A 16,078-nucleotide genomic window follows, 5' to 3' on the forward strand; every position below is an offset into this window, starting at 1 on the left:
ATGGTGCGAATTCGGGTGTTCGGGGCGTTCGAGGTCGAGGTTTCGGGCGCGCGGGTGGCGCTGGGCGGGCCGAGGCAGCGTGCCGTGCTGGCGCTGCTGGTCGCCGCGCACGGCCGGGTCGTCTCGGTGGACCGCATGATCGAGGACCTGTGGCACGGCGAGCCCCCCGCCCAGGCCGTCACCTCCCTGCAGGCCTACATCTCCAACCTGCGCAGGCTGCTGGAGCCCGAGCGCCCGCCGCGCGCCCCGGCGAAAGTGCTCGTCTCCGTCGCGCCCGGCTACGCGCTGCGCCTTCCCGACGACGCCGTGGATGTCTGGCATTTCGGCGCGCTCGTCCAGAATCCCGGACAGGTGGCGGAGGCGTTGGCGCTGTGGCGCGGTCCGGCGTTCGCGGAGTTCGCCGACGAGCCGTGGGCGCAGGCCGAGGTCGGCCGTCTCAACGAACTGCGCCTGGCCGCCCGCGAGCAGCACGTCGCAGCCCTGTTGCGTGCGGGCGAAGCCGCCGGGGCCGTGCTCGAGGCCGAACGCCTCACCGACGACGAGCCGCTCCGCGAGGAGGGCTGGCGCATGCTGGCACTGGCGTTGTGGAATTCGGGCCGCCAGGCCGACGCCCTCGCCGCTCTCCGCAAGGCCCGCGCCACGCTCGCCGACGAACTCGGCCTCGATCCAGGCCCCGCGCTGGCCGACCTGGAGACGGCGATCCTCCAGCAGCGCACCGACGTCTTCGGACCGCCCTCGCCCGTCCCCTTGCCGACCCCCGTGCCCGTTCCCGACCGTGAACTCTTCCTCGGCCGCGACGACGAACTGGCCGCGCTGACCGGGCTGGCGGGTGAAGGCGGCCTGCGCGTGGCACTCGTCACCGGTGAGGCCGGACTGGGCAAGACCGCGCTGCTGACCCGCCTGGCCGACGCCCTGGAACGGAACGGCCGGCTCGTCGCGACCGGCCGCTGCCCGGAGAGCGAGAGCGCACCCGCGGCATGGGCGTGGACGGAGGCCCTCACCGACCTCGCCCGGCACGTCCCGGCCCCCGAGGAGGTCGCGCCGTTGCTGCGGGCCGCGTCCGCCGCCGGACCCCGCGACACCACGGCCGGCCGGTTCCGCCTCCACCGGGCCGTCTGGACCTGGCTGAACGACGCGGCCCGGCAACGCCCTCTGGCCGTCATGCTCGACGACCTGCACTGGGCCGATGCCGAGACCCTCGCGCTGCTGGCCGCCCTCTCCGGTGACGCGCCCCTGCTCCTGGTCGCCGCGTTCCGGGCCGACGAGGTCGGCACGCGCCTCACCGACACGCTGGCCGTCCTGGCCCGCCGTTCCCCGCTGCGCCTGCCCCTGCGCGGGCTGCCCGAGCAGGCGGTCGCCCGGCTCATCGCCGTCGAATGCGCCACCGGTGTGGACGCCGCCACGGTCACCGCGCTCGCAGAACGCACCGGCGGCAACCCCTTCTATGTCCGGGAGAGCGCGAGGCTGCTCAGCAGCGAGGGCGCGCTCGTGGCGACGTCGGAGGTCCCCGAGGGCGTGCGCGACGTGCTGCGCCGCCGTCTCGCACGGCTGCCCGAGTCCGCCGTCGCCGTTCTGCGCCTGGCCGCGCTCGCGGGCCGCGAGGCCGACGCGGACACGCTCGTCATGGCGGCCGACACCGACGAGAACGGGGTGCTGGACGCACTCGACGCCGGGCTCGTCGCCGGACTGCTCACCGAGCGGACGCCCGGCAGGGTCCGGTTCGCGCACGCGCTCGTCCAGGACACGATGATCGCCGATCTCAGCGCACTGCGCCGTACCCGCATGCACGCGAGGCTGGGCGCGGCCCTGGAACGCCTCACCCCCGACGACGCGCCCGCGCTGGCGTACCACTTCCACCGCGCCGCCTCCGCCGGGACCGCGGCCAAGGCGATCGAGTATGCCGTCCGGGCCGCCGACCTGGCCGAGAACCGCTATGCGCACGAAACGGCGGTCGAGCTGCTCGCCCAGGCCCTGGAGTCCTTCGAACGCCTCCCGAACCGGGACGACGCCGCCCGCATCGACCTGCTCGGCCGTCTGCTCCGTGCCCAGGCACGAGCGGGCGCCGTCCAGGACGCCCGCGCGACCCGCCAGAACGCCATCGATCTGGCGGAGAAGGCCGAGCGCGACGACCTGCTGCTGGCCGCCTTCACCGCGTGGACCGAACCCGCCCCCTGGCAACTTCGCCCCTACGGAGTCGTCGACCACCGCCTCGTCGGGCTGCTCTCCCGCCTCCTGGAGCACGACGATCTGGCTCCGGACGTCCGGTGCCGCCTCCTCGACGCCTACGCCGCCGAACTGTCGGGCACCGGAGCCGCACGTGCACGAGCCGCCGCCGAAGAGGCCGTGGAAATCGCACGGAGTCTGGGCGACCCGAAACTGCGCGTACTGACGCTCTTCACACTCTGCCGCGAACACGACCACCGCGAGACCGACCACCAGACGGAGTGCGCCCACGAGCTGCGCGCCCTGGGCGACGAACACGACATCCCCGCCGCTTCGTGGTCGGGCACGTTCAACCTCGCCGGGGTCGCCGCGCGAAGGGGGCACCCCGACCAGGCGCGCGCCATGGTCGCCGAGGCGGCGGAACTGGCCCGCCGCTACCGGATGCCCGAGGCGGCCGCCATCTGCGAGATCGCCCGAGCCGCCCTCGCCCACATCGAGGGACGCCCGGACGACGCGGAACGCCACTACGCCGTGGCGACCGGGGCGATGGCCGTGCAGGGTTCCCTGCACGCCGCCGGATTCGACCTGCTCGCGCGCGCCACGCTGGCGGTGTCACGTGGTGCGCTGGCCGCCTTCACCACCGAGATCGAGACCGTTCCGCCCGGACTGCTCCCCCTGGTCGCCGACGTCTTCGCCGCCGCGAACGCCGCCGCGGGCCGGATCGACGAGGCACGCCGTCTCCACGAGTCCGCCGCACCGATCCAGCCGGACTTCCTCTTCACGGTGTTCTGCACCTTCCGCGCCATGACCGTGATCGCGTTGGGCGACGAACGGGAGGCCGCGGAACTGTACGAGGCGCTGCTCCCGCACCGGGACGGCCCGCCCGCCGGGTTGGAGAGCCTTTCGCTCGCCCTGCAGCCGCCCGCCCGCACCCTGGGCGAACTCGCCCGCCTCCTCGGTGAGGACCCGGCCCCGCACTTCCGGCGAGCCGCCGAGATCGACGCCCTGTGGGACGCGCCCCGCTGAACGCGCGTCGCCTTGTCCTCCGCCTCGGGGCCGGGAGGGACCTCAGGTCGCCAGGCCGTTGCGGTAGGCGTAGACCACCGCCTGCACGCGGTCGCGCAGGTCGAGCTTGGTGAGGATGCGCGACACGTACGTCTTGACGGTCTCCTGGCTGATCACCAAGGTCGCGGCGATCTCGCTGTTGGACTGCCCGTCGGCGATGAGGCGCAGCACCTCCAGTTCGCGCGGGGACAGGGCGGTGCCGTCCGGCATGCCCTCGGTGGGACGGATCCGCGCCGCGTACCTGCCGACGAGCTGCCGCGTCACCTCGGGGGCCAGGAGCGCGGCGCCCGTCGCGACGGTGCGGATGCCGTGCAGCAGCTGCGCCGGCGGGGCGTCCTTGAGCAGGAACCCGCTCGCCCCCGCCCGCAGCGCCTCGTACACGTACTCGTCCAGGTTGAACGTCGTCACCACGAGCACCTTGACGGGACGCTCCACCCCGGCGCCGGCCAGCAGGCGGGTCGCCTCGATGCCGTCGAGCACCGGCATGCGCACGTCCATCACCACGATGTCCGGTTCGAGCCGGCGGGCGAGGTCGACCGCGGCGCGGCCGTCCCCGCACTCGCCCACCACCTCCAGGTCGGGCTGCGCGCCGATGATCGTGGCGAAACCGGTGCGGATCAGCGCCTGGTCGTCGCAGATCAGGACCCGGACCGGAGCGTTCACGACGGGCTCCCAGCGGGGACGCGCGCCCGCACGGCGAAGCCGCCGTCCGCCTGCCGTCCGGCGCTGAACTCGCCGCCCAGGGTCTCGACCCGTTCGCGGAGCCCGGCGAGGCCCCGCCCGCTCCCGCCGGGCGAGCCGGCCCGCGAACCGGAGCCGTCGTTGTCGACCTCCACGAGGATCTCCTTCTCGCCGTAGCGCACGCGGACCGCGGTACGGCTGCCATAGGCGTACTTGAGGGTGTTCGTCAGGGATTCCTGCACGACCCTATAGGCCACGAATTCGGCGCTGCCCGCTGATTCCGCGGGGCTTCCCTCTTCGGTGAACTCCACCGGCTGCCCGGCCTGGCGCGTCTGCTCCACGAGCGTGTGGAGGTCGCCGATGGACGGTGTCCTGACGTCGGCGTCATGGCCGGGGTTGAGCAGGTCGAGCAGGTGCCGCAGGTCGGCGATGGCCCTCCTGCCGGTGTCGGTGACGGCGCTCAGGGTCTCGTCGAGGCGGTCGGGCGCGGCGGTCAGGTAGCGTGCCGCCTCGGCCTGGACGACCATCGCCGTCACGTGGTGGGTCACGACGTCGTGGAGCTCGCGGGCGATGCGGGTGCGTTCCGCGGTGCGGGTGGCCTCGGCGATGTGGCGGCGGCGTTCGGCCTCGACGGCCCGGGAGGAGCGCAGCCAGGCTCCGACGCTCCAGGAGAGGACCAGCGCCAGGTAGAACAGCACATACCCCTCCAGCGCCTCGGTCGCGCCGAGCCGCTCCAGCGCGACCACCAGCGGCAGGTACGCCGCGGAGAGGAGGGCGGCGGTGAGGCGGCGGTGGCGTTCCAGGTGGGCGCCGGCGCTGATGAGCGCGATGGGCAGCGCGGTGCCCGCCACAGCGTGGTAGGCCTGCAGCTGGTCGAGGACGAAACCCAGTGACACCAGGACGAGGCAGACGGCCGGCCACCGCCGTCGCACGGCGAGCGGGAGGCACTGGAGGGCGACCGCCACGACGGCGAACTCGTCGAAGGGACGAGGCGGCAGGCCGCCGATCTCGGTCCCGGTGCCCTGGAGGGAGGGCAGGAACGACACGGCGGCCAGCAGCAGTGCGAACGGGGCGTCCCGGACCGTGACATCGCACCGCTGCCACAGGTCCGGGACCCGACGGAGGTCGATCACCGGGCGAGCCTGGCGACCGCTTCGACGCGGGCGGCGCGCCGGAACGGGACCAGGTTGCCGCGGCGGCGGGCCATCCGCATGAACACGACCGTCAGCAGCAGGCCGAACCCGACCGCGTACAAGCTTCCCTCCGGTCCGAAGTCGCCGCCGGTGAGCAGGGCCGAACCCGAGGTCGTCCCGGACAGCAGCCCCTGCGAGTCACCGTTGCCGGAGACCACGGTACTGAAGATGCCGGCCGCGGCGAAGTTCCAGCCGAAGTGCAGGCCGATCGGCACCCACAGGGTGCGGGTGGCGGCGTAGGCGGCGGCGAGCATGCCGCCGGCCTCGATCGCGATCGCGATCGCGCCCCACAGGCTGGCGTCCGGGTTGGCCAGGTGAATCAGGCCGAACAGCAGGCTGGTCAGCACCAGCGACACCCACGTGCCGATGCGCTCCTCGATGATCCGGAACAGGATGCCGCGGAAGAGCAGCTCCTCCGTCACCGCGGCGGCGGCCATGAAGCCGAGCAACGCGATCGCGCCCGTCATGGAGCCCAGGCCGTCGACCTGGTAGCCGCCCATGAGCATGATGTTCACGATGACGGCCGTGAACATCCCGACGCCGATCAGCGTTCCCAGGCCGATGGAGGCGGCGGAGCCCTTCGCGGCCACCTCCACCGGCTCCCGGCGCTCGGACCACCGCACGGCCCACGCGTACACGAACACCGCGAGAACGGCCGCCCCGGTCCCGAGCACCAGGGTGAAGAACGAATTCCCCCCCACCGCGTTCACAGCCGCGTTGCCGACGAAGGCGACCGCCGAGACGGCCAAGAGTTGCTTCAACAGTCGCACGACGACTCCCTTGTGAAACCCCGCGGCCAGAGCGCCGCGGCTACAACAAGAACGCTATGGAAGCGGCACTCCGGAAACATCACCGCACAGTGGACACTCGCGTGTAGCTCGCCCGGGGGACGGGCCCTGGAGGAAATCTCGCGGGAGCGCGTAAGCGAGGGGCGCCGGACGACTCCTTGAAGGCGAGAGGAGTGCCAGATGAGAGTTGTCGTGCTGGTGGCCGCCGTCATGGCGCTGGTCGCCGGGGGTGTCGTCGGCTGGGCGTCGTGGGATGGGGGAGCGGGTGTGCGGCCGGTCGCGGCCGCCACCTCCGTGCCGTCGAGTCCGGCGCGGTTCGCCTGCGACCGGAAGGACACCGCCAAGAAGGGATGGGTGCTGCCCGTCCATGTTCATCTGCCGGGGAAGAAGGCCTCGGCGGCGGACGTGCGGGAGATCCGCAGGGTGCTGTGGGAGACGGACCAGACGTTCGACGCGAGCGCGCGCCGGTTCGGGACGTCGCGGCGGATCCGGTTCATCCCGGGTTCCGGGTGCCGTCCGATGGTGGCGTCGATGGCGTTCCCCCAGGGAAGGAACCGGGCGGAGATCGGCGGAGAGTTCATCCGTGACCACTCCGGCAAGCTGCCTGCTCCGGTGCGGAAGGCGATCGCCCAGAACCGGGTGAAGCTGTTGCTGTTCGTCGCCGACGACGAGATCACCACGTCGTGCACGGGCGGCGGCGCCGACGCGGGACTCAGCAACGGCGGCGCCATCCTGCCGCGCTGGTGCTGGAGCGAGGCCGGGCTGACGCACGAGTTCGGGCATTCGTTCGGCCTGTCGCACTGCGGCCAGAACGGCAAGGGGCGGAACGGCAACGACCCGCTGTGCCGGAACCTGGGCACGCGGCCCGAGTGCGTCCGGGACGCGGCGTCGAACTACCTGCTGGACTCCTGCCGGACCGACGAGTTCCGGTACTTCGAGCCCGAGCCGCTGAAGGGCAGGAAGAAGCTGCCCCGCAACCGAAACGTCGCGTTCAGCCCGTACCTGATCTCCGGGAAGCCCACCGCCACGGTCCACACGCGGTTGAGGGTGGCGAAGACGAAGCAGTGCCTTGACGGCGGGAGGACCGCCCTGATCCTGCTTCCCTGCCGGTCGGTGGCCGTCCAGACGTGGCAGCGGCGCATCGACGGGGCCGGTTACGTGACGCTGCGCAACCTCGGCACCGGAAGGTGCCTGCAGATGGCCACCAAGCCGGACGCGCGCGTCGCGCCGGTCGTGTCCGCCGCGTGCGTCCCGGGGAAGCGGGCCCAGCAGTGGGTGCCGAGCAACGGTACGAACTTCGCCAACCGAACGGGCGGGATGAAGGGTGCGACTCTCGCCGTCCAGAACGGCGAGACGCGCGCCGGAACCCTGGTCGTGCGCGGCGGCGGCACCGAACTCGTCCAGGACTTCGCGGTTCGGAAGGGGTCGGCGGTCCGGCCCGCGCTGCGCCGGACGGCGCTGCGGAGCGTCCCGTATGACAAGTGCCTCACCGTGAAGGGCGGCAAGGTCACGCTCGGGGCGTGCTCGGCGCGCTGGCGGCGGGTGCCGACGGCGCGGCTCGGCACCGGGCTGCTGCTCGACGGGAGGTGCCTCGCGCTCGGCGCGGTCCGCAACGGGGTCAGGGCCCTGGAGATGCGGACGTGCGACGGCGGGAACCGGGACCAGCTGTGGATGTTCCGGACGGCCTCCGACGGGAGCGTGACGATCGAGAACGCGAGCCTCACGGCGGTGCGCGGCGAGGCGTCGCAGAGCGAGCAGGTCGTCGTCTACGCCGGGAATCCCGCGAAGAAGATCGCCGTCCACGCGGGGGTGCCCTATCCGGAAGAGACCCGGCAATTCCGGTTGGCCTGATAGGAAGGCGAGGTGATCGAGGACGCTGAGCTCACCGGCAGGGTCCGCGACGGTGACGAGCGGGCGGTCGAGGAGCTGTACCGGCGGCACCACGCGGCCGTCCTCGCCTTCGCCGGAAGGCTGTGCCGCCAGCCGCAGACCGCCGAGGACCTCGCCAGCGAGGCGTTCGCGCGCACCCTCCGGACGGTCCGCTCGGGAACGGGCGGACCGACCGGGGGATGGCGCCCCTACCTGTACGCGGTCGCGCGGAACACGGCGATGGCCTGGTCGCAGGCCGACGGCCGGGCGGTGCTGACCGCCGAGTTCGAGGACCTGCCCGGAGGGGACGAACTCGAGCCCGCGTCGGAAGAGGCGGCACTGGTCGTCGAAGCCTACGAATCGCTGCCCGAGCGGTGGAAGACCGTCCTGTGGCACACGCTCATCGAGAACGAAAGCCCCGACCGGGTCGCCGGCCTGCTCGGCACGACCGCCAACAACGTCAACGTGCTCGCGTTCCGCGCCCGTGAGGGGCTGCGCCGGGCCTTCCTGACCGCGCACGCCGCACGCGCGTCCGCCCCCGAGTGCCGTACGTACGCCGACCACCTCGCCAAGGCCGTCCGCAAGCCCGGCGCCCGCCGCCCCCGAGCCCTCCAGCAGCACCTGGACGTGTGCCCCTCCTGCGCCCGTACCCACGCCGGCCTGCTCGACCTCAACACGACGCTGCGGGCGTCCCTCCCGATGGCGTTGTTCCTTCCCCAGAGCTCCGCCGCACCCGTCGTCGCCGTCAAGACCACGGCGGCGATGGGGCTGACGGCGAAGCTGACGTTGGCGGGAGGCGCCCTGGCCGCCACGGGGGCCGTGACCGCCGGGCTGATCATCGGTGCGGGGGAGCCGACGAAGGCACCCCCGCCCGCGGCGTCCACCGTTCGTCCCGCGGCCACGCAGTCCCTGCCCGTACCGGAACTCCAGCCCAAGCAGGCGCTGGACGGGATCCGCATCCGGAAATCAGGCGCCGCGTGCGTCGGCGTGACCGGCCGAGCGGCCGTCCCCCTCCCGTGCGCCGACCCTCGAACGGCCTGGCGCCGCGACGGCGGAGAGCACTTCCGCCTCGTCCACGCGGCGAGTGACCGCTGCCTCGTCGTGGCCGAGCACTACAACCGCACGTCGTTCAACGGCGGCGGCATCCACGCCCTGCGCACCGGCCCGTGCTCCACCGCCGGGACCTGGTCCACCCCCCGCTTCAGCGACGGCGTCCCCCGCCTGATCGACGACGCCACCCGCGCCGCCCTCTCCATCGGCAAGTCCTTCGGCGGCACCCCCAATCCCACCGCCTACATCCTCTACGGCCCCTACACGGACTCCGAAGACCAGCACTTCACCCTCAGCTGATCCCGCCCTCCTCCGCCGAGGCCCGGGCGGGTCCACGGACCGGACCGGCCGCGTCGGACGCTCAGGCGGCGGGCCGGCCGGTGTAGTCCAGGTCGAGGGCGCTGGCCAGGTCGCGCAGGCATTCCTCGAAGACGGGTTCCAGGTCGGTGTAGGCGAAGTCCAGTTGGTGGAGGACCTCCATGCACAGCAGGCCGTACAGGCGGATCCAGCAGGACAGGAAGACGTGTGCGGCCGCGGGCGGCAGCAGGCCGTCGATGGTGGCGGAGTAGGCGGTCAGCTGCTCGAGCATGGACGCGGGCAGGTCGGCCGGGTCGGGGACGGGGAACGGGCGGGTCCGCCACAGTTCGGCGGTCAGGTCCAGCAGGACGTGTTCGAAGCGCTGTGCGGCCCGGTGGCGTGCCGAGTCCGGTCGCCGGTTCGACGGGTCGATCGGGCTGGCGAAGATCCAGCCGAACTCGGCGGGGTGGGCGACGGCCCAGGCGCGCATGGCGCGGCAGGACGCCAGGATGCGCTCGCCGACCGGCGCGCCCGCGCGGGCGTCGCGGGCCTGCTCCATCGCGGCGGCCAGCTCCTGGAAGAAGCCGGCGGTCACCGCGCCGACCAGCTCGTCGTGGCCCGAGTAGTAGTGGTACAGGGCGGGGCCGCTCATGCCGACCTGTCTGGCGACCGCGTTGATGGTCACCGCGGCCGTCCCCTGTTCGACCAGGAGCCTGCGCGCGGCCGCGTGGATCTCCTCCAGGGTGGCCTGGCGCAGTTTCTCCCGTCTGCTGGGCATACGTGCGGTCATCCTCGCCCCTCTCCTTCGCGTCGCCTCGCCGCCGTTGACATCCTAGAGCATCTATGTTTCCTTAATAGCTCTAAGCAAATTTAGAGGCATTAAGGAGGTTCGGCATGCCGCGCAACCCGCTCAACGCGGTCTTCGGCAAGTACACGATGGAGGCGGACGTCACCGTCGCCGAGCAGGTCACCCCCGCCATGCAAAGGATCCGGTTGGAGACCGACGAGCCCATCGCGTTCCCCTACACCCCCGGTCAGCACGTCAGGGTCCAGCTGAAGGACCCGCTGTCGGTGTCGGGCATCCTGCGTCCGGCCGAGACGCTGCGCACCTACACGATCTGGGACTTCGAGGAGCGGGCTCTGGAGTTGCGGATCCACCTCTACGAAGGCGATGGCATCGGCCTGAAGTGGGCGCGTACGGCCCGCCCCGGCGACCGGGTGACCTTCTGGTGGCCGCAGGGCGACTTCTTCACCCGTGAGGCGGACTTCCACGTGTTCGTCGGGGAGGAGACCGCCAGCGCCGCCTTCGGCCCGATGATCCGGGCGCTGGGTGCTTCGGCCGAGGTGTACGGGGTCCTGGAGAGCGAAGCACCCGAGCACGACCTGCCCGTCCCGGCGCCCCGCCCCCTGCTCCGCGTCCACCGCCACGGCGCCTCGGCCGCCACCTCGAAGGTGCTGCTCGAAGCCGTCGCCGGGCTCGACCTGCCGACCGGCTCCGGAGCCGCCTACGTCGCCGGTGAGGCCAGGACCTGCCAGAAGGTCCGCGACCTCCTGGTCCGCGAACGCGGCTGGCCCCGCACCTCCGTCAAGGTCAAGCCCTTCTGGACCCCCGGCAAACGCGGCCTGCACTGACGAGGCGATCCCCGGCCCCAGGTCCCCGGAAAGGCACACCCATGCCCCTCGCGCGCATCTCGATCATCACCGTCGGAGTGATCACGACGATCGGATCCGGGGAGCCGCCCGCGCCCGCCGGGAGGGTGACGTTCCTCCCCGCACGCACAGGGTGTTCTACGACTGCGTGGAGGGGCAGGACCTCTTCGGTATGACCGGCCCGGGTCAGTAGACCCGGATGCCGCCGTGGTCGACGGCTCGGGCGCTGAGCTCTGCCAGGTCGCGGATGTTGCCGAGGAGGCCGTCGGAGACTCCGTCGACGAAGTTGCAGTACTCGGAGACGACGTATTCACCCTCGCGGCCGCCGAGCAGGCGGGCGATCTCGCGGCACTCCTCGGGAGTGACGATCCAACTGTCGTTGGATTCGAACTTGTGCATCTGGATGATGTCCTCGCTCTCCGCCAGGGAGACCGCCAAACGGAGAACCTCGCGCACGTCCACCATCTCGCCGCCCGTGATGGACAGGTTGTGCCCGCTGTCATCCGCGCACCTGAACGCGTACCCCATCATGTCCCCCTTCGTCGGTGCGGAGATTCTCCCGGGGCGGGGACCCGGCCCCCAGGGACCGTGGTCCCGATCCGACCCGGGTCCTCGAACCGCCGTTTCTGCCGGTCATGCGATGATGCGCTTCTGGATGCCGCGCGCCGGTCGACGCCTCGAAGGCGAACCGTGATGGGGCAGGGCGCGTCTCATCAAGAGTGAGACTCTGGAAGCGTAAGCACCGCGCCAAGAAGCGCAAGAAGAGCCGCGGCGACCTGGGCGAGGCCGTCGCCGAAGGGATCGTCGAAGGCGGTGCCGAGCTGGCAGGGCAGGCTGCTGGCGGGTTCCTGCGGGGCCTGTTCCGCGGGATCGGAAGCCTGCTCGACGGGATTTAGCACTCCGTTCGGTTCTCGCCCGCCGATGGTGCTCCCGTCGGACGGCGGTCCATCGCCGACGGCAGGCGGTTCGGCCGTCGGGGCGGATCGCCTCACGAGGATCCCCGGCGGCAGATCAACGTGTCTAGCGGCCGATCTCGTCCAGTTCGGCGAGATCCTCGTCGGAGAGTGAGAGTCCTGCGCCGGTGACGTTCTCGCGCAGGTGCGCCACCGACGAGGTGCCGGGAATGAGCAGGATGTTCGGTGACCGCCGCAGCAGCCAGGCCAGGGCGACCGACATCGGCGTCGCGTCCAGCCGGGAGGCCACGGCCGAGAGCGCCGAGGACTGCAGCGGGGTGAAGCCGCCGAGCGGGAAGAAGGGCACGTAGGCGATGCCCTGCCCGGCGAGTTCGTCGATCAGCTCGTCGTCCCGGCGGTGGGCGAGGTTGTACATGTTCTGCACGCACACGATCGGCGCGATCGCCTGCGCCTCGGCGACCTGCTCCGCCGTCGCGTTGCTCACGCCGAGGTGCCGGATCAGGCCCTGCCGCCGGAGCTCGACGAGGGCCTCGAAGGGCTCGGCGAGCGAGCCGGGCCGCGGCCCCTGGGCGTCGCCGAGCCGGAGGTTCACCACGTCGAGCGTCTCGAGGCCGAGGTCCTGGAGGTTCTCGTGGACGGCGCGGCGCACGTCCTCGGGCCGCCGGGCGGGGGGCCAGCCGCCCTGCTGATCGCGGACCGCGCCGACCTTGGTCACGATGCGCAGCGTGCCGGGATAGGGGTGCAGCGCCTCGCGGATCAGCCGGTTGGTGACCCGCGGCCCGTAGGCGCCGGCGGTGTCGATGTGGGTGATCCCGAGCTCGGCGGCCTCGCGGAGGACGGCGAGCGCGCCGTCGTGGTCGGCGGGCGGCCCCATGACGCCGGGACCGGCGAGCTGCATGGCGCCGTAGCCGAAGCGGGTGACGGTCAGATCGCCCAGGGTCCAGGTGCCGCCGGGAAGGGAAACGGAGGGTGTGCTCATGCCTCTGTCTTTCATGAACGCGCTGGTGGTGGTGCTTTCCGGTGTTGTGTGCCAGCGTAGGCAGGGCGCTTCCCAACGGGAAGTAGGCACCTGAAAGTGCGTAAGGTACCCATGGGAGAGGGGATCGATCGATGACCACGACGGCGGCAGGGAAACGCGCCCGGGCCAAGGCGGAGTACGACGCTTTCCTGGCGGTCTGTCCAAGCCGCAGGCTGCTCGACCGCATCTCCGGCAAATGGGTCACGCTGATCCTGGCCGCCCTGGGCGGCGGCTCACCCCGGCCGGACGCCGACTGCGCCGGTGACCCCCGGCCGATGCGCTACTCGGAACTGTCGCGCCTGCTGGCCGGCGTCAGCCAGAAAATGCTCACGCAGACCCTGCGCTCCCTCGAACGCGACGGCCTGGTCACCCGCACCGTGACGCCCACCGTCCCCGTCACGGTCACCTACGAGCTGACCGAGCTCGGCCTCTCCCTGCACCACATGATGCGCGGCCTCAAAACCTGGGCCGAGACGCACATGGACGACGTCCTCGCCCACCGCGCGACATACGACACCCCCACCGACTGACCAGGGGAACCTCAAAAGGAACGATCTCGCCGCCTGATCTGGCAAGGCGCTGAATCGCTGCTTCCGGCATTCTGCCCGTGATTGATCACATGCGGCCTTTCGTTCGGGCATGCGACGGTCACGCGCAAGGGTGGGGCCGTCTGACCGGGCCGGGCGGTTCGGTCCGGTCCGGTGATCAGAGAACTGCCGGCGGTCAGGGGGATAGATTGGTCGGCATGGCTGTTCAGCCTTTGGTGTCCGTGGGGTCGCGTGATCCGGGTGAGGACCCGGCTTCGATCTTTGACGCGCTTCCGTCGTCGCATCGCGCCCGGTTCCGCGCGGAGTATGACGCGGCTTTGGATGCGGCTCATGATCGGGCGCGCTTGAAGCAGATGCAGGCGCTGTTGCGTCAGTGGCGTCTGCGGGCGATCGCCTACGCTCGTCCAGACTACGAAGAGGCTGTTCAGGACGCCGTCGAAGGCCGTACGGAAATGTTCACGCGCTACACCCCACCGGAGTGGGAAGGCCGGGTGTGAGCTACAAGTTCGACGGTTTCCCCGGACGGAACGGCCTGCCGGAGGACGTGGGGACGGTCCGTTGCTGGAGCGTCTGATCGAGCTCCTTCACGCTCCTTGGGACGCGGTGGCAGAGCGCCCTGGCCAATCCATGGTGAGGCACGCCTTCTTCGGAGAGACCAGCCAGGGGATGATGACGTTCATCCTCAATGAGGGGATACACACCTTGTGCGTCATCGACATTCTCTGGGTCGACTGATCTCGTTCGATCTGGAGGGATCGTCAGCCTGCTCCCATCCGGGCTCGCGGTCGGCGGCAGGGATGGACCGACCGCCACGCTCCCGCTCATCACGTGACGGTGTGGGGACCGAAGACGAGGGCGACAGCCGGTTGTGGTGAACGTTTCAAGGTCTTGAAGGAATGACCTTGGACGTTTTTGGAGGTCGGGGGTGCAGGGGGCGGAGCCCCTTGCCGGGGTTCGGGGGCTCGGCCCCCGATGGGCACGGCCCCGAGCGGAGCGAGGGACCACGCCGTTGAGGGGGGCTGGCGCCTGCGAAGGCCTGGGCCCTGAGCGGAGTACAGAGAGAAACGCAAAGAGCCGGGGCCTTTCGGCCTCGGCTCTTTTGATCTGCGCTGTACCCCCAACGGGAAGCGCTCCACACGGCTGCACGATCGCGGTGTCGGTTGTGTTCCCATCCGCTGCGTGACGGCGTGGGAGCCCATGCCTGAGCGCGTTGCGCAACATCCCTCTGCTCCGAGTGCCGGCATGCGGCGTTCGTGTTCGTGCTCCAGGATCACCGACGCACCGGCGTCGGAGTCTGTGAGGATCCGGTAAGTGATCGGCCGTCTCTCCAGCCGATGATCTCGGGCTCAGTCTTCGAGGGTTCCGAGGAGCGCGCCCTGGCCGGACTGCAGGATGTGCGCGGCCCGTAGAGGGATCCAGAAGCATTCGAAGCGGATCGGCTCCTGCTCTCCGTCGTGGTCTTCCTGGCCGGCCCAGCGCTCAGGGGTCTCCTCGGTGAGTTCCATGTGGAACACGTGGCGATTCTGGATCTCGTAGCGGTAGGGCGTGATGTCATAGGTCGCCTCGCCGAGCTTCCGCACGATCTTGAGGTCGGACCGGCCGGTCTCTTCGCGGGCCTCGCGGAGCGCCGCTTCTTCCGGTGTCTCATCAGGGCGGATGCTGCCGGCCGGGACCTGGATTCCGACTTCTTCGCAGGAGTGGTCGGTGTGTCGGAGGACGAGGAGCCTGCCGTCCCGCACGACGTAGCAGAGCACTTTCTCCTTGACGACCTTTTCGGACATGGCGTTCTTTCGTGGTTCGAGTGGCGGTCGTCCAAGCCTAGATTCCGCACCCTAGCCGTCCGGTCGCGGAGGCACCTCGGCGGCGGTCGGCCACACCCCTTGGCGCGGTCCGGGAAGCGACGATTGCCAAGGCATACCGGCTGCTCAAGGTGATCATGAACACTGCTGTCGGGGACGGCCTGGTCAAGCGGAACCCGTGCCAGATCAAGGGCGGCGGGACGGAGAACGCCGCTGAGCGACCAATCCTGAGCATCGCTGAGGTCTACACCCTGGCGAATGCGATCGAACCGCGGTTCCGGGCGCTGGTGCTGCTGACGGTGTTCGCCAACCTCCGGTGGGGTGAGGCCGTCGCACTGCGCCGTAAGGATCTGGACCTCGACGCTCGGATGGTGCGGATCGAACGGACGCTGGTCGAGGTCGCCGGTAGCCCGCTGCACTTCGGGCCACCGAAGACCGACGCGGATACGCGCAGACTCCCCATCCCTGAGGTGATCGCGGATGAGCTGCAAGCACATGTGGACCAGTACGCCCAGGACGGCGAGGAAGGGCTGATTTTCGTCGGGGCTAAAGGGGCGATGCTGCGGCGCGGTGGATTCCGTCGGATCTGGGCCAAGGCACTGGCAGAAGTCGGCTTGAAAGGCATCCGCTTTCACGACCTCCGGCACACGGGAAGCACCTTGGCGGCCATCGTCGGCGCCACCCTCCCAGAGCTCAAAGAACGGATGAGGCACTCCAGTGATCGCGCGGAGATGATCTACCTTCACGCCACCCAGGAGCGTCACCAGGAGATCGCCGACACCCTCAGCACCATGACCCAGGCCCAGCTCGAGGGCACGCAGGAAAAGCCAACGGGCACGCGGCGGGCACGCAGGGGAAGAAAGCAGTCCTGACATGAGAAAGGCCCAGGCAGAGTTTCGGACTCTGACCTGGGCCTTTGTTGGCTGTACCCCCAACGGGATCGCAGCCAAATGGCTGCATTTCCACTTGCGGTTCGGCCCGCCGCCAACTGGCGATGGCGCATCGATTCGGGATTGCCCGTGGCTCGCAAGAGTTTTCGTAAC

At 70.7% G+C, this 16,078-nt stretch carries 15 protein-coding genes; 8 read left to right on the forward strand and 7 right to left on the reverse strand.

Going from position 1 to position 16,078, the window contains the following annotated elements; genetic code table 11:
• Entirely contained in the window at positions 1-3,189 is a 3,189-nt protein-coding gene (locus C2865_RS31605) for an ATP-binding protein (RefSeq protein WP_106402299.1), read from the forward strand.
• Positions 3,190-3,231: 42 nt separating this feature from the next.
• On the opposite strand, the gene C2865_RS31610 is transcribed toward C2865_RS31605, so the two are convergent.
• The 3 genes from C2865_RS31610 to C2865_RS31620 are packed head-to-tail and all read right to left on the reverse strand — an operon-like array spanning position 3,232 to position 5,872.
• Positions 3,232-3,891, reverse strand: a complete 660-nt coding sequence (locus C2865_RS31610; protein WP_106402300.1) for a response regulator — start codon at positions 3,889-3,891, stop codon at positions 3,232-3,234.
• Positions 3,888-5,042 (reverse strand): sensor histidine kinase, encoded by a 1,155-nt coding sequence (locus C2865_RS31615; RefSeq protein WP_106402301.1) that lies wholly within the window; start codon positions 5,040-5,042, stop codon positions 3,888-3,890. The genes C2865_RS31610 and C2865_RS31615 overlap by 4 nt, the downstream gene beginning before the upstream one ends.
• Positions 5,039-5,872 carry a CPBP family intramembrane glutamic endopeptidase gene (locus C2865_RS31620; protein WP_106402302.1) on the reverse strand — a complete coding sequence of 278 codons (834 nt, stop codon included), beginning with the start codon at positions 5,870-5,872 and terminating at the stop codon, positions 5,039-5,041. Before C2865_RS31620 ends, C2865_RS31615 begins: the two co-directional genes overlap by 4 nt.
• Before the next feature lie 198 nt (positions 5,873-6,070).
• Between C2865_RS31620 and C2865_RS31625 the strand changes: the two genes are divergently transcribed.
• The gene (locus tag C2865_RS31625; protein ID WP_110554899.1) at positions 6,071-7,741 is read left to right on the forward strand and encodes a ricin-type beta-trefoil lectin domain protein; all 1,671 of its coding nucleotides are present in this window, start codon (positions 6,071-6,073) and stop codon (positions 7,739-7,741) included.
• Positions 7,742-7,753: 12 nt separating this feature from the next.
• Positions 7,754-9,109 carry a sigma-70 family RNA polymerase sigma factor gene (locus C2865_RS31630; RefSeq protein ID WP_106402304.1) on the forward strand — a complete coding sequence of 452 codons (1,356 nt, stop codon included), beginning with the start codon at positions 7,754-7,756 and terminating at the stop codon, positions 9,107-9,109.
• Positions 9,110-9,170: 61 nt separating this feature from the next.
• Here C2865_RS31630 and C2865_RS31635 read toward each other — a convergent pair whose 3' ends face one another.
• The gene (locus tag C2865_RS31635; protein WP_106402305.1) at positions 9,171-9,896 is read right to left on the reverse strand and encodes a TetR/AcrR family transcriptional regulator; all 726 of its coding nucleotides are present in this window, start codon (positions 9,894-9,896) and stop codon (positions 9,171-9,173) included.
• A 104-nt stretch (positions 9,897-10,000) separates the two neighbouring features.
• Between C2865_RS31635 and C2865_RS31640 the strand changes: the two genes are divergently transcribed.
• Positions 10,001-10,738: a siderophore-interacting protein gene (locus C2865_RS31640; protein WP_106402306.1), complete on the forward strand. Its 738-nt coding sequence runs from the start codon at positions 10,001-10,003 to the stop codon at positions 10,736-10,738.
• Between the two features lie 204 nt (positions 10,739-10,942).
• Here the strand turns inward: C2865_RS31640 and C2865_RS31645 are convergent, their stop codons facing one another.
• A complete protein-coding gene (locus tag C2865_RS31645; protein WP_157963975.1) occupies positions 10,943-11,284 on the reverse strand; it encodes a hypothetical protein in 342 nt (113 codons plus the stop codon).
• A gap of 191 nt (positions 11,285-11,475) precedes the next feature.
• Here C2865_RS31645 and C2865_RS39640 point away from each other — a divergent pair, with 191 nt between their 5' ends.
• The gene (locus C2865_RS39640; protein ID WP_157963976.1) at positions 11,476-11,652 is read left to right on the forward strand and encodes a hypothetical protein; all 177 of its coding nucleotides are present in this window, start codon (positions 11,476-11,478) and stop codon (positions 11,650-11,652) included.
• A 124-nt stretch (positions 11,653-11,776) separates the two neighbouring features.
• Here the strand turns inward: C2865_RS39640 and C2865_RS31650 are convergent, their stop codons facing one another.
• Positions 11,777-12,649, reverse strand: coding sequence for an aldo/keto reductase family oxidoreductase (locus C2865_RS31650; RefSeq protein WP_106402308.1), 873 nt, complete (start codon positions 12,647-12,649; stop codon positions 11,777-11,779).
• Positions 12,650-12,780: 131 nt separating this feature from the next.
• Between C2865_RS31650 and C2865_RS31655 the strand changes: the two genes are divergently transcribed.
• A complete protein-coding gene (locus C2865_RS31655; protein ID WP_106402309.1) occupies positions 12,781-13,218 on the forward strand; it encodes a winged helix-turn-helix transcriptional regulator in 438 nt (145 codons plus the stop codon).
• A gap of 215 nt (positions 13,219-13,433) precedes the next feature.
• Positions 13,434-13,733 carry a DUF6247 family protein gene (locus C2865_RS31660; protein WP_106402310.1) on the forward strand — a complete coding sequence of 100 codons (300 nt, stop codon included), beginning with the start codon at positions 13,434-13,436 and terminating at the stop codon, positions 13,731-13,733.
• Between the two features lie 849 nt (positions 13,734-14,582).
• On the opposite strand, the gene C2865_RS31665 is transcribed toward C2865_RS31660, so the two are convergent.
• The gene (locus tag C2865_RS31665; RefSeq protein ID WP_106402311.1) at positions 14,583-15,017 is read right to left on the reverse strand and encodes an NUDIX hydrolase; all 435 of its coding nucleotides are present in this window, start codon (positions 15,015-15,017) and stop codon (positions 14,583-14,585) included.
• 155 nt (positions 15,018-15,172) lie between these two features.
• On the opposite strand from C2865_RS31665, the gene C2865_RS31670 reads away from it, so the two are divergent.
• Positions 15,173-15,907, forward strand: coding sequence for a tyrosine-type recombinase/integrase (locus C2865_RS31670; protein ID WP_157963977.1), 735 nt, complete (start codon positions 15,173-15,175; stop codon positions 15,905-15,907).
• Positions 15,908-16,078 lie beyond the last annotated feature (171 nt).

Source organism: Actinocorallia populi, from assembly GCF_002995495.1.
Lineage (GTDB): Bacteria > Actinomycetota > Actinomycetes > Streptosporangiales > Streptosporangiaceae > Actinocorallia > Actinocorallia populi.

What these genes read in the sequence shown, in the direction of transcription:
- C2865_RS31605 (WP_106402299.1), top strand. Translation starts at nt 1, where the DNA reads ATGGTGCGAATTCGGGTGTTCGGGGCGTTCGAGGTCGAGGTTTCGGGC.
- C2865_RS31650 (WP_106402308.1), bottom strand. Translation starts at nt 12,649, where the DNA reads ATGAGCACACCCTCCGTTTCCCTTCCCGGCGGCACCTGGACCCTGGGC.
- C2865_RS31665 (WP_106402311.1), bottom strand. Translation starts at nt 15,017, where the DNA reads ATGTCCGAAAAGGTCGTCAAGGAGAAAGTGCTCTGCTACGTCGTGCGG.
- C2865_RS31625 (WP_110554899.1), top strand. Translation starts at nt 6,071, where the DNA reads ATGAGAGTTGTCGTGCTGGTGGCCGCCGTCATGGCGCTGGTCGCCGGG.
- C2865_RS31640 (WP_106402306.1), top strand. Translation starts at nt 10,001, where the DNA reads ATGCCGCGCAACCCGCTCAACGCGGTCTTCGGCAAGTACACGATGGAG.
- C2865_RS31670 (WP_157963977.1), top strand. Translation starts at nt 15,173, where the DNA reads ATGAACACTGCTGTCGGGGACGGCCTGGTCAAGCGGAACCCGTGCCAG.
- C2865_RS31660 (WP_106402310.1), top strand. Translation starts at nt 13,434, where the DNA reads ATGGCTGTTCAGCCTTTGGTGTCCGTGGGGTCGCGTGATCCGGGTGAG.
- C2865_RS31645 (WP_157963975.1), bottom strand. Translation starts at nt 11,284, where the DNA reads ATGGGGTACGCGTTCAGGTGCGCGGATGACAGCGGGCACAACCTGTCC.
- C2865_RS31655 (WP_106402309.1), top strand. Translation starts at nt 12,781, where the DNA reads ATGACCACGACGGCGGCAGGGAAACGCGCCCGGGCCAAGGCGGAGTAC.
- C2865_RS31635 (WP_106402305.1), bottom strand. Translation starts at nt 9,896, where the DNA reads ATGACCGCACGTATGCCCAGCAGACGGGAGAAACTGCGCCAGGCCACC.